The following is a 21035-nucleotide window of genomic DNA, read 5'->3' as shown; positions in this document are numbered from 1 at the left end:
GGCGCCGAGAGCCCGCACCGGGCCCCGGCGCCCGCCCTTCAGTCCATCCCGGCCCGCGCCCCGTAGAGCTGCTGCGCCAGCGCCACCGAGAAATCCCGCGCCGCCGACCAGCGCAGGTGGATGGCGTCGACGAAGGCGTCGGTCGAGGCGTTCCACTCGCGGTCGGCATTCCAGTACTGCGCCGGCGTGCCTTTCAGCGAGCCGAGCAGGCGGCTGTCGAAGTCGGCGAGGAACAGCCCGTCCGGATCGTGCCGGGCCTTCCACTCCGGATGCAGCGGGGTGGAGACCACCGTCAGCTCGCGGCCCTCGCCGTGCAGGCGCGTGGCCAGCGATTGCAGGGCCGCGAAACAGCTGCGATCCAGCGCCTCGGGGTGGCCGTAATACAGCCCGCGGCTGCTCGCCGTCTGCAGCGGTCCATCGCCGTAGCGGCTGAACACCAGCGGGTCCATCTCGATCTGCGCGGCGCGCTGGGCCTTCACGCTCAGGGCGTTGCGCACCAGCGACACCGGCGCGAAGTAGCGCACGTAGTACCACCAGGGCGACGCCTGGCCGTACACGTAGGCGTCGGCGTCCCGGCGATCGAAGACCGCATCGCGCACCCGCCAGCAGCCGGCGAAGTCCTGTGGATCGACGATCATCACCACCCGCCGGATGCTCGGCTCGCGGTCCAGCAGCCAGTTGCCGACGTACACCGCCTGGTTGGCGTGCAGTCCGCAGAAGGCGCCGTTTAGCGGCCGGGTCGCCGGCGAGGCGTGGACGATGGCGGCACCGTCGAAATGCCGCCAGGCCACCGACGAGCCGATCACCAGCAGATCCGGGTCGGTCACCGGGTGGCGACGCAGAAAGTTGAGCTTCTCGTCCACGCACAGGCTGTTGGAAAACGCCGGCGGCGGCAGGTTGTCGGTGGCGTTCAGGCCGCCCAGGAACAGGCAGAATGCGCCCAGGGCGCCGAACAGACCGGCGCCGAGCGCCAGCAGGTAGCGCGGCCCGATGCCCGCCGAGGCCGCCCCTTCGCCCTTGGGGCGGGCAGCCGATCCCTCTTTCAGCTCCGCGGTGTGCAGCATGGCGTCAACGTCCTTTCAGCTTGGCGCTGATCAGCTGGGCGAAATGGCCGACGTTGCGCAGCGACTCCAGCTCCGCGGTGCGGAACTTGACCCCGAAGCGCTGTTCGGCGGCCACGATGAGGATCACGTGGGCCTGGCTGTCCCAGCCGTCGATGTCGTCGGCCGTGGTCTCGGGCGTCAGCACGATGTCGTCGTCATCGAAGACGTCGCGAAACACCGGGGTCAGCGCATTCAGTACTTCCGCTTCGGTCATGTTCTCTTTACCTCCATGAAATGAGCGGCAGGGCGCCACCCGTCCAGTTCGTAGCGCCAGAAGCTCGCCTCGTCCGACGCCCCGGCGGGCGCCGGCCACGGCTCGAAGCCCAGGCGCGGATAATGTTCGGCGACCATGCCGTTGCGCGCGGTCGGCCGGTATTCGCCGATCAGCGCGCGGTAGCCGGCCTCGGCGGCGGCGCCGGCGAGCACCTCGAGCACAGCCGACTCGACCTGGCGGCCGAGCACGCGGCAGCTCATCAGCCAGCTGTCGATCAGCAGCTCGTCGTCGGCCAGCGCCGGGTCGGGACGCGCCAGCACCACGCTGATCAGGCCGTTGTCGCCGAACTTGTCGGCCAGGCGCAGGGCCAGCGCGACGCTGCGCGGGTCGTCGGCGATGCGCGCGACCTCGGCCTCGGCGTAGCGGCGGGTGGTGAGGTTGAACTGGTTGGTCTTGTTCAGCAGTTGGGTGGCGCGCGGCAGTTCGGTGGGGCCGATGGCGCTCGCGGTGAGCACCATCTGCAACCCGCGCAGGTAGCCTTCCATATCGGTGGCCTGCGACAGCGCCGCCTTGCGTTCGGCATTCTGCGCATAGCTGCGCGCCCGGGCGGTGTCGTCGGCGGTGAAGGCGACCGCCTCGAAGTAGCCGGCGGCGGCGACCCGCGCCGGGTATTCGGCGACGTCGTCGGGCAGCTCGGGCACCGCCACCATCGGCAGCTCGCGGCGGACGATGTCACGTTCGGCCGGGTTATCGTCGACGAACACCAGGCTGTCCAGGCCGATGTCGAGCAACTGCGCGATGCGCCGCAGGTTGCCGGCCTTGTCTTCCCAGTTGGCGACGAAGGCGGCGATGTCGCTGCGCCTGAGCGCCATGTCCGGGTGCCGTTCGAACACCGATTCGGCCACCGCCAGGTCGTTCTTGCTGCATACCGCGAGGATGATCCCGCGCCGGGCGAGCAGCGCCGCGTAGCGCTGGAAGGCGAGGAAGGCCTCGCCGGTCGGGCTGCCCTGGCCGAGCTTGATGCCCTCCAGCCCGTCGTCGCCGATCACCCCGCCCCACAGCGTGTTGTCCAGGTCGAGCACCAGGCACTTGCGCGACAGCCCGGCGCCGGCGGCGAGGATGCGTGCCAGGTGGTCGCCGTACAGCGGCGCCAGCTCCGGGCCGACCAGTTGCTTGGCCTGGTGCCAGCGCACCGGATCGGCCAGGCCGTTGCCATAGGCGCCCTGCGCCGCCTGCCAGGCCAGGTCCATCAGGAGCACGCCCTCCTCCCGCGCAGCGCGGCGGATGGCGTCGTTCAGGCGTTCGGTCAGCGCATAGGGCGAGGCCGGCACCAGCGCCTCGAAGGCGCCGAACAGCAGCGGGTCGACCGGCACCAGGGTCTGCTGGATCACCTGTGCGGCGTAGCGCTCGCGGGCGCGCCGCCAGAGCAGACGCAGCTCGTCCACGCGCGCCCGCACCGCCGCGTCCACCTCGGCCTCGGCGGCATCCAGCGGCAGCTGCAGCGGCGCGTCGCGCGCATCCAGCGCCAGCACCACGGCCTGCGGGGCGAAGGCGGCGAGCGCGGCATCCTCGCCCAGCAGGGCCTGGCGGTACAGGCCGTAGGGCGAGACGTGCAACGACAGCGCCAGGCGCCGCTGCAGCCCGGCGACGCGGATCGCCGGCAGCAGGTGGTCGACCGTGTGCGAGGCCAGCAGCGCCACCCGCAGCGGTGTCAGCCCGAGCGGCGCCAGCGCGCCGCTGGTGGGGTCGGCCAGGGCCTCGGCGGCCAACCGGTCGAGGCGTGCGGTCTGGGTGAAGTCGCGGCGGAAGCCGGTCAGGCGAATGGCCTCCTGCAGCCGTGCCACGGGGTCCGGTTCGCGCTTGGCCGCGCCGATCGCGGCGCCGAGTTCCGAATGAGGGGGAAGCCAGAGAAGCTGTTCCATCAGGTGCTCCCGAGTTGCGGTTCAGAACTGGAAGTAGAGGAATTCCGTCGGCGCCACCGAGAAGGCCACGGCCAGCGCGAAGAAGCCCAGCACGCCGAGGGCCATGCCGATCACCGGGCTGGGGCTCCAGCCGGCGGCCGGAAGCCACTGCAGCAGCCAGTGCTCGCGCGGGCGGGCATCCAGCGCGGTGCGGAAGTGCGCCATCCACTGCTGGATGTTCGGCATCAGCCAGACGAAGGCGAGCAGCAGCGCGAGGGTGAGGAAGTCGGACTTGTCGAAGTCGGTGGAGAGCTCGCTGAACCCGGCCATGCCGCCGAGCATGGCCAGCGCCGTGGGGACGTCCGGCGCGCGGAAGAACACCATCGCCACCACCACGCAGAGGAAGGTCAGCAGCACCGCCAGCGCCTGGTGCAGCGGCCTGTCGCTGTCGAGCTTGCGCCCCTGGCGTACCTTCCAGGCGCGCCAGCCGTGGGCCACCACCAGGTAGAAGCCGTGCAGCAGGCCGAACACCACGAACTGCCAGCCGGCGCCGTGCCACACGCCGGAAATGAACATGGTCAGCAGCGTCGGGTAGGCCACCAGGGCGACGAAGGTGCCGGCGGTCATCCTGCCCCGGCGCGGCTGCGGCTTGCCGGCGGCCAGGCGCGCGCGGGTCACGCGCAGCACGACCGGGTTGTAGATGTAGGCGGTGAGGAAGCGGGTCAGCGTCATGTGCCAGCGCGACCAGTACTCGATCACGTTGCGCGCCTTGAACGGGCTGTCGAAGTTCACCGGCAGCGCCACGCCGAACATCAGGCCGAGGCCGATGGCCATGTCGCTGTAGCCGGAGAAGTCGAAGTAGATCTGCAGCGTGTAGGCCAGCGCACCGGTCCAGGCGTCGTAGAGCGCCGGCACGCTGCCGCCGGCGGCCACGGCGAAGATCGGCGAGGCCTTCTCGCCCAGCGGGTCGGCGATGATCACCTTCTTGAACAGCCCGAGCAGGAACACCGTGACGCCGAGCGACAGGTTGTCCAGCCGCAGGCGGAAGGTGGCCGGGTCGTTGAACTGCCTGAGCATCTCGCCGTGGTGGGTGATGGGTCCGGCGATCAGCTGCGGGAAGAAGGTGATGAACAGCGCGTAGTTGACGAAGTCGTGCTCGTTCACCGCGCCGTCGTGGGCGTCCACCAGGTAGGCGATCTGCTGGAAGGTGAAGAAAGAGATCGCCAGCGGCAGGAGGATGTCGCCGAACGTCCAGCCCAGATCGAAGGCTGCGTCCAGCGTGCCGAGCAGGAATCCCGTGTACTTGTAGTAGCCGAGCAGCGCGACGTTGGCCGCCACGCCCAGCCCCAGCACCAGCCGCGACGGGTGCTCGCGCAGGTAGCCGCCGAGGGCGTAGTTGAACAGGATGCTGCCGACCAGCAGCGGCACGTAGAGCGGGTTCCACCAGCCGTAGAACACCAGCGAGGCGAGCGTCAGCCAGAGGGCTGCCAGGCGCTGCCGGCCAGTGCCGGCGAGAAGAAAGAAACCAAGCAGTACCACCGGAAGGAATCCGGCGATGAACACCACAGAGTTGAACAGCATCGTCCTGATCCCTAAAACCGCCACTCCGTGGCAAGGGGTGTATGCCGGCCGAAAGCCGGGCATCCCGCACCTTGATAACCCGCGTGAGTGGCTATCGCTGATCCGTCCTGCGGGACTGCTGCAGGCGTACATCCCTTTGGGCTGCTGCAGTGCAGCGGTGCAAAGTGGGCGGGCCCTTGTCCGCCGAAAGCCCTTGCCTTCGGCTGCTTGTTCTTGGCCTCGCCTGGCATGCGACTGGAGTTTGTAAGAAAAAGTTGCGCGTGTTCTCACTTCCCGGGAGAAATCCGATGAAGGGAGAGGTGGGCTCGGATGTATCCGCAAAAGTGGTGAGCAGCGCGCCCCTGTGCCACGCGGCTCTGGTTTTCGCGCAGGCCCGCTCGCGGTCAAGATCGCTGAGATGGCGGTCACAGGCAACGCCTGCTCCTACAGGGGTAGGTGCCCAGCCTCCAGCTTTCCCTTCTCCCTCCGGGAGAGGGTGGCCCGCAGGGCCGGATGAGGGACGCGTACACAAACCCTCCCCCTCTCGCAGGGAAAGGGCGCTGGCTCAAAGCCCGTAAAAATTCCCTCCGTTCGTCCGCCCGAGCCCATCGCCCAACAAGCGGGACGCTAAGCTTGACAGCGCGATATCGCAGGAACGCCAGGCCGGAGAAAATGGGCGCAGTATGGCAATCCGAGGAGACGCGCAAGGCGCGCTCCAGAGCCGCTTCATCACCCGAGCCGGAGAGCTGGGAAAATCGCCGTGCCCGCCGCCTGGGCCAGCGGCTGCTGTTGCTGGTCGGCGTGTCCGTCCTGGCCGGCGGCAGCTATGCCGTCTGGCACGAAGTGCGCACCTCCGAGCTGCAGGCGCGCTGGCTCAGCCGCTTCGCCGAACGCCTGGACTACCGCCTCGAGCCCGGGCCGAGCGAGCACATCCATTTCCCCGGCCAGGGCCCCTTCGACCAGCGCCTCGGCTACTCCAGCCTGCCGGATTTCCTGTCCCGCCTGACCGCACGCCAGTTCCGCATCGAGGAGCAGGTGCGCTTCTCGCCGGCGCTGGAAGATTACGCCGGGCGCGGCTTCTTCATCCCCTATCCGGAAAAGTCCCAGGCCGGGCTGACGGTGGACGATTGCCGCGGCCAGCCGCTCTACGCCAACAGCTACCCGCACCAGTTCTACCGGCGCTTCGAAGACATCCCGCCGCTGGTGGTGCAGAGCCTGCTGTTCATCGAGAACCGCGGCCTGCTCGATGAGGAGCATCCGCGCATCAACCCGGCGGTGGACTGGCCGCGCTTCGTCATGGCCGCCGTCAGCCAGGCCGAGAAGCAGCTCGGCCTGCCCGGCCAGGCCGCCGGCGGCAGCACCCTGGCGACCCAGGTGGAGAAGTACCGCCACTCGCCGGACGGGCGCACCGACAGCGCCGAGGAAAAGCTGCGGCAAATGGTCTCCGCCAGCGTGCGCGCCTACCATGACGGCCCGCAGACCCTGGGCAGCCGCCAGCGCATCGTGCGCGACTACCTCAACAGCGTGCCGCTCTCGGCCGCCTACGGGCACGGCGAGGTGCACGGCATCGCCGACGGCCTGCGGCTGTGGTACGGCGCCGACTTCGACGAGGTCAACCGCCTGCTCGACCCGCGCGACGACGGCCAGGCCGACCTCGCCGCGCGCGGCCTGGCGCTGCGCCAGGTGCTCTCGCTGATGATCGCCCAGCGGCGGCCCTCCCACTACCTCGGCCAGGGCCGCGCCGACCTGGCCGAGCTGACCGACAGCCACGTCCGCCTGCTGGCGCGCGCCGGCATCATCGATGCCGCGCTGCGCGACGCCACCCTCGCGCAACGGGTGAGCTTCCGCGACCTGCGCAGTGACCCGGCGGTGCGTCCGGTGGACGCCACCAAGGGCATCACCGTCGCCCGCAGCCGGCTGGCCAGCCTGCTCGGCCTGCCGCTGTACGACCTCGACCGCATCGACCTGGCCGCCACCACCACCCTGCAGGGCGATCTGCAGGCGCAGGTCAGCCACTACCTGCGGCAGCTCGCCGACCCGGCGTTCGCCGGCCAGGCCGGGCTATTCGGCGAGCGCATGCTGTCGCCGGAGAAGACCGCCGAGGTGCGCTACAGCTTCACCCTGTTCGAGCGCGGCGCAGACGGCTTCCGCGTGCGCGTGCAGACCGACAGCACCAACCAGCCCTTCGACATCAACGAGGGCAGCAAGCTGGAGCTCGGCTCCACCGCCAAGCTGCGCGTGCTGACCACCTACCTGGAGATCGTCGCCGAGCTGCACCAGCGCTACGCCGGCCTCGGCGCGCGCCAGCTGGACGCCCTCGAGGCCGAGGACAACCTCACCCGCTGGGCGCTGGCCTGGCTCGCCGCCAACGAGGACCGCAGCCTGCCGGCGATGCTCGAGGCGGCGCTGGACCGGCGCTATTCGGCGAGCCCGGCCGAACGCTTCTTCACCGGCTCGGGCCTGCACCGCTTCGGCAACTTCCGCCGCGAGGACGACGGCCGGCTGCCGAGCATGCGCGAATCGCTGCAGGAGTCGATCAACCTGCCCTTCGTGCGGCTGATGCGCGACCTGGTGAGCTACAGCATGCACCAGACGACCAACAGCGCCGAACTGCTGAAGGACGACGAGAACCCCGAGCGCCTTGAGTACCTGGCCCGCTTCGCCGACCGCGAGGGCGCGGTGTTCCTCCAGCGCTTCTGGAAGAAGTACCGCGGCAAGACCAGCGAGGAGCGCATCCAAGCCTTCCTCGACGGCATGCGGCCGACGCCGACACGCCTGGCGGCGGTGCACCGCTACCTGATGCCGGACGCCGACCGCGCCAGCTTCGAGCGCTTCCTGCGTTCGCGCCTGGAGGGCGAGACGCTCACCGAGAAGCAGCTCGACGGCCTCTACACCCGCTACGGCCCCGGGCGCTTCAGCCTGCCGGACCAGGGCTACGTCGCCCGCGTGCACCCGCTCGACCTGTGGCTGCTGGGCTACCTGATCCAGCGCCCGGACGCCGGCTTCGCCGAGATCGACGCCGCCAGCCGCGACGAACGCCAGGAGGTCTACGGCTGGCTGCTGCGCAGCCGCCACAAGAGCGCGCGCGACAGCCGCATCCGCATCATGCTGGAGGTCGAGGCCTTCACCGACATCCACCGCCGCTGGCAGCGCCTGGGCTATCCGTTCGACCACCTGGTGCCGTCGCTGGCCACCGCGCTGGGCAGCTCGGGGGACCGGCCGGCGGCGCTGGCCGAACTGATGGGCATCATCCTCAACGACGGCGTGCGCCTGCCCAGCGTGCGCATCGACAGCCTGCACTTCGCCAGCGACACCCCCTACGAGACGCGCCTGGGCCTGCGCGAGGCCGAAGGCGAGCGGGTACTGCCGGTGGAGGTCGCTCAAGCACTGCGCGGCGCGCTCGCCAGCGTGGTCGACGGCGGCACCGCGCGGCGCCTGCAGGGCGTGTTCCAGCAGGCCGACGGCCAGCCGCTGACGGTCGGCGGAAAGACCGGCACCGGCGACAACCGCATCCAGAGCATCGGCGCCGGCGGCCGGCTGATCGGCTCGACGGCGCTCAACCGCACCGCCACCTTCGTCTTCTACCTGGGGCCGAACCACTTCGGCACCCTCACCGCCTTCGTGCCCGGACGCGGCGCCAGCAGCTTCCGCTTCACCTCGGCGCTGCCGGTGCAGGTGCTCAAGGGCATGGCGCCGGTGCTGCAGCCGTACCTGCAGGGGGCGGACAGCCTGTGCCGGCCGGCCCCCCAGGTGGCCACACTCCACTAGGTCGACGGGCGGGCGCAATGTTTTCACACAGCCGGCGGCCGCCGCCGCTGGCTGTGACCCGGGCTCTTTGCTAATGTCGCCCCCGTTTCAGAGCCCTCCAGACAGGTCCCGCCATGGCCCGCAAGAAAGCCGTCGATTTCGAACAGTCCCTCGCCGACCTGCAGCAGCTGGTCGAACGCCTGGAAAGCGGCGAGCTGTCGCTGGAGGACTCGCTGACCTGCTTCGAGCAGGGCATCCGCCTGACCCGCGACTGCCAGGCCGCGCTGGCCCAGGCCGAGCAGAAGGTGCAGATCCTCCTGGAGCGCAACGGCGAGCTCGAGGAAGCACCGTTCCAGACGGACGCCGACGAATGATCCGCGCCTACCAGCAGGCCTGCCAGCAACGCGTCGACGCCTGCCTCGGGCAACTCCTGCAGACCGACGAGCCGTCGCTGGCGCGGCTTTACGAGGCCATGCGCTACAGCGTGATGATCGGCGGCAAGCGGGTGCGCCCGCTGCTGGTCTACGCCGCCTGCGAGGCGCTGGAAGGCGACCTCGACCACGCCGACGGCGCCGCCTGCGCGGTGGAACTGATCCACGCCTACTCGCTGGTGCACGACGACCTGCCGGCGATGGACGACGACGCCCTGCGCCGCGGCCAGCCGACCACCCACAAGGCCTTCGACGAAGCCTGCGCGATTCTCGCCGGCGACGGCCTGCAGAGCCTGGCCTTCGAGGCGCTGAGCGGCGAACGGCACAACCCGGCCGACCCGACCATGCGCCTGCGCATGCTCGCCGTGCTGGCGCGCGCCGCCGGCCCGGCCGGCATGGTCGGCGGCCAGGCGATCGACCTCGGCTCGGTGGGCCGCTCGCTCGACCGCGCCGCCCTGGAGAACATGCACCGGCACAAGACCGGCGCGCTGATCGAGGCCAGCGTGCAGCTCGGCGCCCTGGCCAGCGGCCAGGCCGACAGCCTCGCCCTGACTGCGCTGCAGCAGTATGCCGCGGCCATCGGCCTGGCCTTCCAGGTGCAGGACGACATCCTCGACGTGGAAAGCGACACCACCACGCTCGGCAAGACCCAGGGCGCCGACATCGCCCGCGACAAGCCCACCTACCCCGCCCTGCTCGGCCTCGACGCGGCCAAGGCCTACGCCCTGGAACTGCGCGACCTGGCGCTGCATGCCGTGCGCGGCTTCGGCCAGCCGGCCGAACCGCTGCGCGCGCTGGCCCGCTTCATCGTCGAACGCCGCAGCTGAGCCCCGCGCAGGGCGGCGTCATCAGCGCAGGCTGTAGCCAGCCATTCGCCACAGGCAACAAGATTTCCCCCGCCCCGGCGGGGACCTACCCTTGCCGTCGCCATAACGACAACGACAAAGGTACGCCCATGCCCTTCGACGCCCTGCTGATCGCCAACCGCGGCGAGATCGCCATCCGCATCGCCCGTGCCGCCGCCGAGCTGGAGCTGTGCAGCGTGGCGGTCTACGCCGAGGACGACGCGGCCTCGCTGCACGTGCGTCGCGCGGACCGGGCAGTGGCGCTCGAAGGGCGCGGCGTGGCGGCCTACCTGGACATGGACCGGCTGATCGGCATCGCCCTCGCCGAGGGCTGCCAGGCCGTGCATCCGGGCTACGGCTTTCTCGCCGAGAACGCCGAATTCGCCCGCCGCTGCTACGCCGCCGGGCTGGTGTTCGTCGGCCCCGAACCCGAGGTGCTGGAGCAGTTCGGCGACAAGACCCGCGCCCGCCGGCTCGCCGCGCGCCTGGACATCCCGCTGGCCGCCGGCACCGACCGGCCGACCACGCTGGAGCAGGCCCAGGCGTTCTTCGCCGAGCACGGGCCGATGATGATCAAGGCGCTGGCCGGCGGTGGCGGGCGCGGCATGCGCGCGGTGACCGCGGCCGCCGAGGTCGCCGCCGCCTACGCGCGTTGCGAGTCCGAAGCGCGCAGCGTCTTCGGCGATGGCGCGCTCTACGTCGAGCGACTGATCGAGCGCGCCCGGCACATCGAGGTGCAGGTCGTCGGCGATGGCCAGGGCGGCGTCAGCCACCTGTGGGAGCGCGACTGCACGCTGCAGCGGCGCCACCAGAAGCTGGTGGAGATTGCGCCGAGCCCCAACCTCGCCCCCGGGCTGCGCCAGCGGCTGCTGGACGCCGCGCTGCGCCTGGCCGGGGCGGTGAACTACCGTGGGCTGGGCACCTTCGAATTCCTCGTCGACGAGGCCCGCGGCGACTTCGTGTTCATGGAGGCGAACCCGCGCATCCAGGTCGAGCACACGGTCACCGAAGCCGTGACCGGCATCGACCTGGTGCAGGCGCAGTTGCGCATCGCCGCCGGCGCCCGCCTCGCCGAACTGGGCCTGACCCAGGCGCAGATCCCGGCACCACGGGGCCACGCCGTACAGCTGCGCATCAATCTCGAGCGGCTCGGCGCCGACGGCCGCGCCCAGCCGGCGACCGGCATCCTGAGCGCCTATGAGCCGCCCAGCGGCCCGGGCATCCGCGTCGACGGCTACGGCTACGCCGGCTACCGCGTCAGCCCGAGCTACGATTCGCTGCTCGCCAAGCTCGTGGTGCAGGCCGAGGGCGACTACCCGGCGGTGCTGCGCCGGGCCTATCGGGCGCTCTGCGAATTCCGCCTGGCGGGCGTGCCGAACAGCATCCCGCTGCTGCAGAACCTGCTGCGCCGGCCAGAGGTGGTCGCCAACCGGGTCACCACCGGTTATCTCGAGGAGCATCTCGGCGAGCTGCTGGCCGAGCGGCCGCAGGCGCATCCACAGCTGCATGCCGGGGAAACCGCCGCCGAGGCCGGGCCCGGCGCCCGGGCGGTCGAGGCGCCACCCGGCTGCGTCGCGCTGGGCGCGCCGAACGCCGGGGTGCTGGTCGAGTTCGCGGTGCAGCCGGGGCAACCCGTGGCCTGCGGTCAGGTGATCGCGGTGCTCGAGGCGATGAAGATGGAGTTCGAGGTGCGCGCCGAGCACAGCGGCCTGGTGCGCGAGCTGTGCGCCCGGCCCGGCGACGCATTGGCCGAGGGCGCGCCGCTGCTGTTCCTCGAGCCGGCCGAGGTCGAGGCCACGGACGGCGATGCCGAGCAGGCCATCGACCTCGAACACATTCGTGCCGACCTGGCCGAGGTGCTCGAACGCCACGCCATCGGCCTCGACGAACGCCGCCCCGAGGCCGTCGCCAAACGGCACAGGCTGGGCATGCGCACGGTGCGCGAGAACCTCGCGCAGCTGCTCGATCCCGGCAGCTTCATCGAATACGGCGCGCTGGCCCTGGCCGCCCAGCGCCAGCGCCGTAGCCACGAGGAGCTGCTGCAACTGAGCCCGGCCGACGGCCTGGTCGCCGGCCTCGGCACGGTCAACGCCGCGCGCTTCGGCGACCAGGCCGGGCGCTGCATGGTGATGGGCTACGACTACACGGTGTTCGCCGGCACCCAGGGGGTGATGAACCACAAGAAGACCGAGCGCATGCTGCAGTTGGCCGAGCAGTGGCGGGTGCCGCTGGTGCTGCTGGCCGAAGGCGGCGGCGGGCGGCCGAACGACACAGACTTTCTCGGCGTCGCCGGGCTCGACAACCGGACCTTTATCGGCATGGCGAGGTTGTCCGGCCTGGTGCCGCTGGTGGGCGTGGTCGCCGGCCGCTGTTTCGCCGGCAACGCCGCGCTGCTGGGTTGCTGCGACGTGATCATCGCCACCGCCAACACCAGCCTGGGCATGGCCGGCCCGGCGATGATCGAGGGCGGCGGGCTCGGCCGCTTCGCGCCGGAAGAGGTCGGCCCGGCGAGCGTGCAGGCGCCCAACGGCGTCATCGACCTGCTGGTGGACGACGAGGCGCAGGCGATCGAGACGGCCAGGCGCTACCTCGGCTACTTCCAGGGCGAACTCGACGACTGGACCTGCGCCGACCAGCGTCTGCTGCGCCACCTGATTCCGGAGAACCGCCTGCGCGTCTACGACATCCGCCAGGTCGTCGACACCCTGTTCGACCAGGGCTCGGTGCTGGAGCTGCGCCGCGCCTTCGCGCCGGGTCTGATCACCGCCCTGGTGCGCCTCGAGGGCAAGCCGTTCGGGCTGATCGCCAACGACCCGCAACACCTGGGCGGCGCCATCGACGCGGCGGCCGGGGACAAGGCCGCGCGCTTCATGCAGCTGTGCGACGCCTTCGACCTGCCGATGATCTCGCTGTGCGACACGCCCGGCTTCATGGTCGGCCCGGACGCCGAGCGGCAGGCCAGCGTGCGCCACGTGTCACGGATGTTCGTCACCGCCGCCAGCCTGTCGGTGCCCTTCTTCACCGTGGTGCTGCGCAAGGGCTACGGCCTGGGCGCACAGGCGATGGCCGCCGGCGGCTTCCACTCGGCGTTCTTCACCGTCGCCTGGCCGAGCGGCGAGTTCGGCGCCATGGGCCTGGAAGGCGCCGTGCGGCTGGGCTTTGCCAAGGAGCTGGCGGCGATCGAGGACCCGCAGCAGCGCGAAGAGCTGTTCAGGACGCTGGTCGACCGTGCCTACCGGCATGGCAAGGGGCTGAACATGGCCAGCTTCCTCGAGATCGACGATGTCATCGACCCGGCCGACACCCGCCGCTGGCTTCTGCGCGGCCTGGCCAGCACGCCGAGGCCGGTCGGACGCGCCGGTCGCAAGCGGCCGATGATCGACACCTGGTGACGACGCTCAGCGATAGACCAGCGGATAGAGCAGCAGCCCCGCCACCTCGTTGAGCAGCAGGCCGTTCTGCCAGTAGGCCTTGGCTTCCGGCAGCCAGCCGCCGAGCGGACGCGTGGTGTCGCCGCTCATGAACCCGGAAGGGGCGGCTATCACCTCCAGCCCCTGCTGCTCGAAGCACCAGCGCGAGCGCGGCATGTGCGCCGCCGAGGTCACCAGCACGACCCGCTCGATGCCCGCCTCGCGCAGCAGCCGGGCGCTGTAGACGGCGTTCTCCCAGGTGGTGCGGCTTTCTTCCTCGAGCCAGCGCACCGGGACGCCGAAATCGCGCGCCATCACGTCGCCGCCGAGGCTCGCCTCGCTTGGCGGCTGGCCGAAATGCAGCCCGCCGCTGAGCAGCACCGGCAGTTGCGAGGCCCGCGCGATGCGCGCCGCGTAACGCAGACGCTCCAGCGCCAGAGCGCTGGGCTGGTCGCCGCCCCAGGCCGGATCGTCCTGTTCGCGTCCGGCGCCGAGGACGACGATCGCCCCGGCGCGCTGGCCGAGCGATGGCCACTGGCTCTCCGGCAGCGCCGGTTCGGTCTCCACCAGCCGCGCGCCCCATTCGACGACGGCCGGCAGGCTCATCAGCCACAGGCCGCCGAAACCGAGCACGAAGCACAGCGCGGCGAAACGCGGCGCCCGGCGCCGCAGCCACCAGCCCAGCAGGAGCAGCAGCAACAGGCCGCCCGGCGGCAGGATCAGTTGTTTGAGGATGTAGCGGATCGGCATCGACGAGGCTTTCTGGACGAACGTCCAGGCACTCTAGCGCCTGCCCGGGCGTTTGTCGGCTCTCTGGCGTGCCTTCAGTGCCGGCGCGAGCCCAGTTGCTGGCGGCCGCGCAGCAGGTGCGAGCCGCAGCTGCCGCAGGTCACCGGGCCCGGCCCGTCGGGCCAGCGCACCTCGGCGCCGCACAGCGCGCAGGCCAGGTTGCGCTGCAGGTTGGCGGTATTGCGGCCGCGCCAGCCGGTACGCGCTCGCAGCGCGCGAAGGGACGGACGGCTGGTCTGACGCTCGATCAACGCCTGTTCCTCGGCCGCCGCGTGCCAGCCGGACAGCCAGCGCGCGTCGCCGCTGAGGTAGGCTTGGATGAAGGCCAGTTCGGCCGCGGACAGCCCCTGCACTTCCAGCTCCCGTTCGGCGTCGGCGGCCCCCGCCCGGTGCTCCGCCTCCGCCAGGGCGTGGCTCAGGCGCTGCAACACCCGCCCGTAGAGGCCCTCGTCGCCGGCCTGTCGTACCCGTCCCATCTGACACCTCGCTGCAATGTTCTCCCCCACGGCAAGCGTAGTACCGGGTGTTGCCAGCCGCGGCCCCAGCGACGGACGGATCGCCGCCGGCGGCCGGAAAACGGGTTTCCCCCGTGCCGCGGGGGTCATGTATGCTAGGCGGCTTCCATGCTTGCGCTCGGCGCTGCGTCGCGCGAGGCCTGCCCCATCGGCACCCGGCCTCTCCCGGCACGCCTAACCGGCAAGCCAGCCCTCCCTTTCCAACGCCAGTAGCCATGCACGAACAGTATCAGCCCCGCGAAATCGAAGCCGCCGCGCAGTCCCACTGGGATTCGAACAAGTCCTTTGAAGTGAAGGAACAACCGGGCAAGGACACCTTCTACTGCCTGTCGATGTTCCCCTACCCCAGCGGCAAGCTGCACATGGGGCACGTGCGCAACTACACCATCGGCGACGTGATCGCGCGCTACCAGCGCATGCAGGGCAAGAACGTGCTGCAGCCGATGGGCTGGGACGCCTTCGGCATGCCGGCCGAGAACGCCGCGATGAAGAACAAGGTCGCGCCGGCCAAGTGGACCTACGAGAACATCGACTACATGAAGACCCAGCTCAAATCGCTGGGGCTGGCGATCGACTGGTCGCGCGAAGTCACCACCTGCAAGCCGGACTACTACCGCTGGGAGCAGTGGCTGTTCACCCGGCTGTTCGAGAAGGGCGTGATCTACCGCAAGAACGGCACGGTGAACTGGGACCCGGTCGACCAGACGGTGCTGGCCAACGAGCAGGTGATCGACGGCCGCGGCTGGCGCTCGGGCGCGCTGATCGAGAAGCGCGAAATCCCGATGTACTACTTCAAGATCACCGCCTACGCCGACGAGCTGCTCGACAGCCTCGACGAACTGGATGGCTGGCCGGAACAGGTCAAGACCATGCAGCGCAACTGGATCGGCAAGTCGCGCGGCATGGAAGTGAGCTTCCCCTATGACGTCCAGAGCATCGGCAGCGGAGGCGCGCTGAAGGTCTACACCACCCGCCCCGACACCCTGATGGGCGCCACCTACGTCGCCGTGGCGGCCGAACATCCGCTGGCCACCCAGGCTGCGCAGGGCAATCCGGAGCTGCAGGCCTTCATCGACGAGTGCAAGCGCGGCGGCGTCGCCGAAGCCGACATCGCCACCCAGGAAAAGAAGGGCCTTCCCACCTCGCTGAAGGTGCAGCACCCGCTGACCGGCGAGCTGCTGCCGGTATGGGTCGCCAACTACGTGCTGATGAACTACGGCGAAGGCGCGGTGATGGCCGTGCCGGCGCATGACGAGCGCGACTTCGAATTCGCCAGCAAGTACGCCCTGCCGATCAAGCCGGTGGTGCGCACCAGTGCCGGCGACCAGACGCCCGCGCCCTGGCAGGACGCTTACGGCGAGCACGGCACCCTGATCAACTCCGGCGAGTTCGACGGCCTGGACTTCCAGGGCGCCTTCGACGCCATGGAAGTCGCGCTGCAGAAGAAGGGCCTCGGCCAGGCGCGCACCCAGTTCCGCCTGCGCGACTGGGGCATCAGCCGCCAGCGCTACTGGGGCTGCCCGATCCCGATCATCCACTGCGACGCCTGCGGCGACGTGCCGGTGCCGGAAGACCAGCTGCCGGTGGTCCTGCCCGAGGACGTGGTGCCGGACGGCGCCGGCAGCCCGCTGGCGCGGATGCCCGAATTCTACGAATGCAGCTGCCCGAAGTGCGGCGCGCCGGCCAAGCGCGAGACCGACACCATGGACACCTTCGTCGAGTCGTCCTGGTACTTCGCCCGCTACGCCAGCCCGAACTACGCACAGGGCATGGTCGACCCGGCCGCCGCCAACCACTGGCTGCCGGTGGATCAGTACATCGGCGGCATCGAGCACGCCATCCTGCACCTGCTCTACGCACGCTTTTTCCACAAGCTGATGCGCGACGAGGGCCTGCTCTCCTCGAACGAGCCGTTCAAGAACCTGCTGACCCAGGGCATGGTGGTCGCCGAGACCTACTACCGCACCGCCGAGAACGGCGGCAAGGACTGGTTCAACCCGGCCGACGTCGAGGTCGAGCGCGACGCCAAGGCCAAGGTCATCGGCGCGCGCCTGAAGACCGATGGCCTGCCGGTGGAAATCGGCGGCACCGAGAAGATGTCCAAGTCGAAGAACAACGGCGTCGACCCGCAGGCGATGATCGACGCCTACGGCGCCGACACCTGCCGGCTGTTCATGATGTTCGCCTCGCCGCCGGACATGAGTCTGGAGTGGTCCGACTCCGGCGTCGAGGGCGCGAGCCGCTTCCTGCGCCGCGTCTGGCGCCTGGCCCACACCCACGTCAGCGCCGGCCTGCCGGGCGCGCTGGACGTCGCCGCGCTGAACGACGAGCAGAAGGCCGTGCGCCGCGCCATCCACCTGGCCATCAGGCAGGCCAGCGTCGATGTCGGCCAGCACCACAAGTTCAACACCGCCATCGCCCAGGTGATGACGCTGATGAACGTGCTGGAGAAGGCGCCGGCCGCCAGCGAACAGGACCGCGCCCTGCTGCAGGAAGGCCTGGAAACCGTCGCCCTGCTGCTGGCGCCGATCACCCCGCACATCTGCCACAGCCTCTGGGAGCAGCTGGGCAAGACCGGCGCGATCATCGATGCGCCCTGGCCTGCGGTCGACGAATCCGCCCTGGTGCAGGACAGCCTGACGCTGGTGGTGCAGGTCAACGGCAAGCTGCGCGGCCAGATCGAAGTGTCGGCCGAAGCCAGCCGCGAGGCGGTGGAAGCCGCCGCCCGCGCCAACGAAAACGTGCTGCGCTTCACCGAGGGCCTCACCATTCGCAAGGTCATCGTGGTGCCCGGCAAGCTGGTCAACATCGTCGCTAACTGATTCGGGCCGGCGCGGCGCTGGCGTGAGGACAACAAGATGAGCAAACGGAATCTGGCGGTACTGGCCCTGGCGGCGCTGATCGGGGGATGCGGCTTCCAGCTGCGCGGCACCGGCACGTCCGACTTCGCCCTCGAGCGGCTGTCGGTCGATGCGCGCAACAGCTACGGCGAGACCACTCGCGCGGTGCGCGAGGCGCTGGAGAGCAACGGCGTCCAGCCGGGTGGCCGCTACAGCCTCTACCTGGCCGGCGAGAACGAACAGCGCCGGACCGCCAGCTACACTGCCGCCGCGCGCAGCGCGGAGCAGGAGCTGATCACCACGGTCGACTACCAGATCCAGGGCCCACAGGGCGAGCCGCTGATCACCGACCGGGTGGAAGTGCGCAAGGTCTACGTACAGGACCAGAACAACGTGATCGGCTCCAGCCAGGAGGCCGAGCAGCTGCGCGAGGAAATGCGCCGCGAGGTGGTGCAGCAGCTGATGCTGCGCCTGCAGTACGTCACACCCGCGCAGCTGGACAAGCTCCAGGCCGATGCCGAGGCGCGCGCCCGCGCCGAAGCCGAGGCCATGGAGGCCGCCCGCCGCGCCCAGGACGCGACGCCGCAGTCGTCGCCCCTGCAGATCCCGTTCGGCAATTGACCGGGGCCGCTGCGCGCACCCATGAAGCTCTCGCCCGCCCAGCTCGGCAAGCACCTGCAGGGAGCTCTGGCGCCGGTCTACGTGGTCTCGGGCGACGAGCCGCTGCTCTGCCAGGAAGCCGCCGACGTGATCCGTGAGGCGGCTCGCGTACAGGGCTATGGCGAACGGCAGGTATTCAATGCCGACAACGCCTTCGACTGGAACCTGCTGATCGAGGCCGGCGCCAGCCTCTCGCTGTTCGCCGAACGGCGCGTGCTGGACCTGCGCATCCCCAACGGCAAGCCCGGCGACAAGGGCGCGGCCGCCCTGCTCGAATACCTGGCCCGCCCCGCCGAGGACACGGTGCTGCTGGTCAGCCTGCCCAAGCTCGACGGCAGCACCCAGAAGACCAAGTGGGCCAAGGCGCTGATCGACGGGCCGCAGGTGCAGTTCGTGCAGATCTGGCCGATCGAGGCGGCGCAGCTGCCGCAGTGGATTCGCCAGCGCCTGAGCCAGGCCGGACTGGCCGCCGACCAGGAGGCGATCGAGCTGATCGCCGCGCGGGTGGAAGGCAACCTGCTGGCCGCCGCGCAGGAAATCGAGAAGCTCAAGCTGCTGGCCGAGGCCGGCCAGATCACTGCCGAGACCGTCCAGGCCGCGGTCGCCGACAGCGCCCGCTTCGACGTCTTCGGCCTGATCGACGCCACGCTGAACGGCGAGGCCGCGCATGCCCTGCGCATGCTCGAGGGCCTGCGCGGCGAAGGCGTGGAGACGCCGGTGATCCTCTGGGCGCTGGCCCGCGAACTGCGCCTGCTGGCCAACCTGGCGTACCAGTACGCCCAGGGCATACCGCTGGAGCGCGCCTTCAGCCAGGCCCGCCCGCCGGTCTGGGACAAGCGCCGGCCGCTGCTCTCCAAGGCGCTGCAGCGCCACGGCGCGGCGCGCTGGAACCAGTTGCTGCTCGACGCCCAGCAGATCGACGCACAGATCAAGGGCCAGGCCGCCGGCGACCCCTGGCGCAGCCTGGCCAGCCTGTGCCTGCAGCTCTGCGGGCAGCGGATTGGGGTCTAGCAGGCAGGGCTCGGTGCACAGGCTGCTTTTGTGGGAGGCCCGCCCTCGGGGCGATCGCAGGCCGCAGGACTGCCAAGGCTTGAAGGCTTGAAGGCTTGAAGCCCAAGAGCATCGTCCCGAAGAGCTGTTTCAAGCTTGTGCTTCCACATCTGGACATTTTTTGCACAATGCCTATGATGCCCTCGCCCGCTCCTTGGGCAAGCCAGAGGGAAACGCATGAGCAAGAGTCGAAAGCGGCCTAACAAGGCCAAATCCCTGGTCGCGCAACCGCTGTTCCGCAGCCGCCAGGAAACGCCCCGCAAGGGCAAAGGCAGCTACCGCCGCGAAGCCTCCCGGTTCACCGACCTGGAGGCTTCGGTCCATCTGGCGGCCTGAAAAGCCAATCCCGCCAAAGCGTGATATGGTCGTGAGCCGATGTGAACCAGTCGAGCTTCGCTACATGCTGTCCACCTTCCTTCCCGTCCTCCTGCTGCGCTCGCTGATCGCCGGCCTGGCCTTCAGCCTGGTCGTCGCCTGTGCGGCCGAGCCGCTGGCCAACGCGCTGCCGGCCAAGGTGCCGTCGCTGGCGCTGGCTTCGCAGGAGCTGACGCAGGTCGAGGAAGCGGAAAGCGAACCGCCGATGAGTTTCGACGAATGGCTCGCGGACTTCCGCGTGCAGGCGCTGCAGAGCGGCATCCGCCCCGATGTCTTCGACCGTGCCTTCGCCGGCGTGACCCCCGACCCCTCGGTGGTGACGGCCGACCGCAGCCAGCCCGAGTTCACCCGTCCGGTGTGGCAATACCTGGAAAGCGCGCTCTCCGCCGACCGGGTGCGCAACGGCCAGCGGCTGCTGCGCCAGAACACCGAGCTGTTCGACCAGCTGGAAGCCCGCTACGGCGTGGATCGCGGGGCGCTGGTCGCCATCTGGGGCCTGGAAAGCAGCTTCGGCCAGATCATCGGCGACAAGTCGGTGATCCGCTCGCTGGCCACCCTCGCCCACGAGGGGCGGCGCCCCGAGTTCGCCCGCGCCCAACTGCTCGCCGCCCTGGACATCCTCCAGCACGGCGACGTGCAGCCCGAGCGTATGCGCGGTTCCTGGGCCGGCGCGATGGGCCAGACCCAGTTCATCCCGACCACCTACAACAGCCACGGCGTGGACTTCGACGGCGACGGCCGCCGCGACATCTGGGACACCCCGGCCGACGCCCTGGCCTCCGCCGCGCACTACCTCCAGCAGTCCGGCTGGAAGCTTGGCCGTCCCTGGGGCTTCGAGGTGATGCTGCCGGAAGACTTCGACTATTCGCTGGCCGACGCCGAGGTGCGCAAGCCGATCGGCGAATGGCGCCGGCTGGGCCTGGCGGGCATTCCCGCCGGCGACGAGCAGGCCGTCGCCAGCCTGTTGCTGCCGGCCGGCTATCGCGGCCCGGCGTTCCTGGTGCTGGACAACTTCCGCACCATCCTGCGCTACAACAACTCCTCGGCCTACGCCCTGGCCATCGGCCTGCTCTCCGAGCGCTTCGACGGCGGCGGCCAGGTGCAGGCCAGCTGGCCGCGTGGCGAACAGCCGCTGAGCCGCTCCGAACGCCTGGAACTGCAGGAGCGCCTGGTCCGCCAGGGCTTCGACCCGGGCGCGCCGGACGGCATCATCGGCGCCAACACGCGCAAGGCGATTCGCGGCTACCAGCAGGGGCTCGGCTGGCCGGCGGACGGCCATCCGACGCAGGAACTGCTCGGCCGGCTGCGGGCGGAGCCGTAGGGTGGGCCGGGCGGCGCTCCGCTTCAGCCCACCTTTGCCGTAGCTGGAGGCTGGAGGCTGGAGGCTGGAGGCTGGAGGCTGGAGGCTGGAGAGAATCCGGGGCACCGAAGCGGTCGTCAAGTCTTTCGGTGCGAGGTGCATCGTAGGGTGGGCTTCAGCCCACCTTTGCCGTTGTCTGGTGGGCTGAAGCCCACCCTACAAGCCTGAAGCCTGAAGCCTGAAGCCTGAAGCCTGAAGCCTGAAGCCTGAAGCCTGAAGCCTGAAGCCTGAAGCC

At 70.1% G+C, this 21035-nt stretch carries 15 protein-coding genes; 9 read left to right on the top strand and 6 right to left on the bottom strand.

The annotated features are described in order from the left end of the window. Nucleotides 1-38: 38 nt before the first annotated feature. Genes H610_RS0104910 through H610_RS0104895 form a run of 4 tightly spaced genes read right to left on the bottom strand, consistent with a single transcriptional unit; the run spans nt 39 to nt 4799 of the window. Nucleotides 39-1064: a hypothetical protein gene (locus tag H610_RS0104910; RefSeq protein WP_028238648.1), complete on the bottom strand. Its 1026-nt coding sequence runs from the start codon at nt 1062-1064 to the stop codon at nt 39-41. A gap of 4 nt (nt 1065-1068) precedes the next feature. Further along, nucleotides 1069-1317: an acyl carrier protein gene (locus tag H610_RS0104905; RefSeq protein ID WP_028238647.1), complete on the bottom strand. Its 249-nt coding sequence runs from the start codon at nt 1315-1317 to the stop codon at nt 1069-1071. Continuing rightward, nucleotides 1314-3239: an HAD-IIIC family phosphatase gene (locus H610_RS0104900; RefSeq protein WP_043237666.1), complete on the bottom strand. Its 1926-nt coding sequence runs from the start codon at nt 3237-3239 to the stop codon at nt 1314-1316. The genes H610_RS0104905 and H610_RS0104900 overlap by 4 nt, the downstream gene beginning before the upstream one ends. Nucleotides 3240-3260: 21 nt before the next feature. Then, nucleotides 3261-4799 carry an MBOAT family O-acyltransferase gene (locus H610_RS0104895; protein WP_028238645.1) on the bottom strand — a complete coding sequence of 513 codons (1539 nt, stop codon included), beginning with the start codon at nt 4797-4799 and terminating at the stop codon, nt 3261-3263. Nucleotides 4800-5450: 651 nt separating this feature from the next. Between H610_RS0104895 and H610_RS0104890 the strand changes: the two genes are divergently transcribed. The 4 genes from H610_RS0104890 to H610_RS0104875 all read left to right on the top strand — a co-directional run bounded on the left by H610_RS0104890 (nt 5451) and on the right by H610_RS0104875 (nt 13193). Next, nucleotides 5451-8546: a transglycosylase domain-containing protein gene (locus tag H610_RS0104890; protein WP_084166375.1), complete on the top strand. Its 3096-nt coding sequence runs from the start codon at nt 5451-5453 to the stop codon at nt 8544-8546. A gap of 113 nt (nt 8547-8659) precedes the next feature. Further along, entirely contained in the window at nt 8660-8899 is a 240-nt protein-coding gene (locus H610_RS0104885; RefSeq protein ID WP_028238643.1) for an exodeoxyribonuclease VII small subunit, read from the top strand. After that, on the top strand, nt 8896-9783 hold the full coding sequence (locus tag H610_RS0104880) for a polyprenyl synthetase family protein (protein WP_028238642.1): 888 nt from the start codon (nt 8896-8898) through the stop codon (nt 9781-9783). The genes H610_RS0104885 and H610_RS0104880 overlap by 4 nt, the downstream gene beginning before the upstream one ends. A gap of 128 nt (nt 9784-9911) precedes the next feature. Further along, complete coding sequence (locus H610_RS0104875) at nt 9912-13193, top strand: carboxyl transferase domain-containing protein (protein WP_028238641.1); 3282 nt, start codon at nt 9912-9914, stop codon at nt 13191-13193. Nucleotides 13194-13199: 6 nt separating this feature from the next. Here H610_RS0104875 and H610_RS0104870 read toward each other — a convergent pair whose 3' ends face one another. Together H610_RS0104870 and H610_RS0104865 are read right to left on the bottom strand one after the other, a co-directional pair. Beyond that, on the bottom strand, nt 13200-13961 hold the full coding sequence (locus H610_RS0104870) for a YdcF family protein (RefSeq protein ID WP_028238640.1): 762 nt from the start codon (nt 13959-13961) through the stop codon (nt 13200-13202). Between the two features lie 74 nt (nt 13962-14035). After that, on the bottom strand, nt 14036-14476 hold the full coding sequence (locus H610_RS0104865; RefSeq protein ID WP_028238639.1) for a hypothetical protein: 441 nt from the start codon (nt 14474-14476) through the stop codon (nt 14036-14038). Nucleotides 14477-14730: 254 nt separating this feature from the next. On the opposite strand from H610_RS0104865, the gene leuS reads away from it, so the two are divergent. The 5 genes from leuS (at nt 14731) to H610_RS0104840 (ending at nt 20761) form a co-directional block, all read left to right on the top strand. Beyond that, the gene (gene leuS / locus H610_RS0104860) at nt 14731-17337 is read left to right on the top strand and encodes a leucine--tRNA ligase (protein WP_028238638.1); all 2607 of its coding nucleotides are present in this window, start codon (nt 14731-14733) and stop codon (nt 17335-17337) included. A gap of 36 nt (nt 17338-17373) precedes the next feature. Then, on the top strand, nt 17374-17976 hold the full coding sequence (locus H610_RS0104855; protein WP_028238637.1) for an LPS-assembly lipoprotein LptE: 603 nt from the start codon (nt 17374-17376) through the stop codon (nt 17974-17976). A 21-nt stretch (nt 17977-17997) separates the two neighbouring features. Next, the gene (gene holA, locus H610_RS0104850; RefSeq protein ID WP_028238636.1) at nt 17998-19026 is read left to right on the top strand and encodes a DNA polymerase III subunit delta; all 1029 of its coding nucleotides are present in this window, start codon (nt 17998-18000) and stop codon (nt 19024-19026) included. 216 nt (nt 19027-19242) lie between these two features. Beyond that, on the top strand, nt 19243-19401 hold the full coding sequence (gene arfA, locus H610_RS23265; protein WP_043237661.1) for an alternative ribosome rescue factor ArfA: 159 nt from the start codon (nt 19243-19245) through the stop codon (nt 19399-19401). Nucleotides 19402-19465: 64 nt separating this feature from the next. Next, a complete protein-coding gene (locus H610_RS0104840; protein ID WP_028238635.1) occupies nt 19466-20761 on the top strand; it encodes a lytic murein transglycosylase in 1296 nt (431 codons plus the stop codon). Nucleotides 20762-21035 lie beyond the last annotated feature (274 nt).

Source organism: Stutzerimonas azotifigens DSM 17556 (assembly GCF_000425625.1).
GTDB classification, from domain to species: domain Bacteria; phylum Pseudomonadota; class Gammaproteobacteria; order Pseudomonadales; family Pseudomonadaceae; genus Stutzerimonas; species Stutzerimonas azotifigens.
Note: the sequence above shows the minus strand (reverse complement) of the source record. Positions and strands in the feature narration are given on the sequence as shown.

What these genes read in the sequence shown, in the direction of transcription:
- H610_RS0104840 (WP_028238635.1), top strand. Translation starts at nt 19,466, where the DNA reads ATGCTGTCCACCTTCCTTCCCGTCCTCCTGCTGCGCTCGCTGATCGCC.
- H610_RS0104890 (WP_084166375.1), top strand. Translation starts at nt 5,451, where the DNA reads ATGGGCGCAGTATGGCAATCCGAGGAGACGCGCAAGGCGCGCTCCAGA.
- H610_RS0104885 (WP_028238643.1), top strand. Translation starts at nt 8,660, where the DNA reads ATGGCCCGCAAGAAAGCCGTCGATTTCGAACAGTCCCTCGCCGACCTG.
- arfA (WP_043237661.1), top strand. Translation starts at nt 19,243, where the DNA reads ATGAGCAAGAGTCGAAAGCGGCCTAACAAGGCCAAATCCCTGGTCGCG.
- holA (WP_028238636.1), top strand. Translation starts at nt 17,998, where the DNA reads ATGAAGCTCTCGCCCGCCCAGCTCGGCAAGCACCTGCAGGGAGCTCTG.
- H610_RS0104895 (WP_028238645.1), bottom strand. Translation starts at nt 4,799, where the DNA reads ATGCTGTTCAACTCTGTGGTGTTCATCGCCGGATTCCTTCCGGTGGTA.
- H610_RS0104910 (WP_028238648.1), bottom strand. Translation starts at nt 1,064, where the DNA reads ATGCTGCACACCGCGGAGCTGAAAGAGGGATCGGCTGCCCGCCCCAAG.
- leuS (WP_028238638.1), top strand. Translation starts at nt 14,731, where the DNA reads ATGCACGAACAGTATCAGCCCCGCGAAATCGAAGCCGCCGCGCAGTCC.
- H610_RS0104855 (WP_028238637.1), top strand. Translation starts at nt 17,374, where the DNA reads ATGAGCAAACGGAATCTGGCGGTACTGGCCCTGGCGGCGCTGATCGGG.
- H610_RS0104865 (WP_028238639.1), bottom strand. Translation starts at nt 14,476, where the DNA reads ATGGGACGGGTACGACAGGCCGGCGACGAGGGCCTCTACGGGCGGGTG.
- H610_RS0104875 (WP_028238641.1), top strand. Translation starts at nt 9,912, where the DNA reads ATGCCCTTCGACGCCCTGCTGATCGCCAACCGCGGCGAGATCGCCATC.
- H610_RS0104870 (WP_028238640.1), bottom strand. Translation starts at nt 13,961, where the DNA reads ATGCCGATCCGCTACATCCTCAAACAACTGATCCTGCCGCCGGGCGGC.
- H610_RS0104880 (WP_028238642.1), top strand. Translation starts at nt 8,896, where the DNA reads ATGATCCGCGCCTACCAGCAGGCCTGCCAGCAACGCGTCGACGCCTGC.
- H610_RS0104900 (WP_043237666.1), bottom strand. Translation starts at nt 3,239, where the DNA reads ATGGAACAGCTTCTCTGGCTTCCCCCTCATTCGGAACTCGGCGCCGCG.
- H610_RS0104905 (WP_028238647.1), bottom strand. Translation starts at nt 1,317, where the DNA reads ATGACCGAAGCGGAAGTACTGAATGCGCTGACCCCGGTGTTTCGCGAC.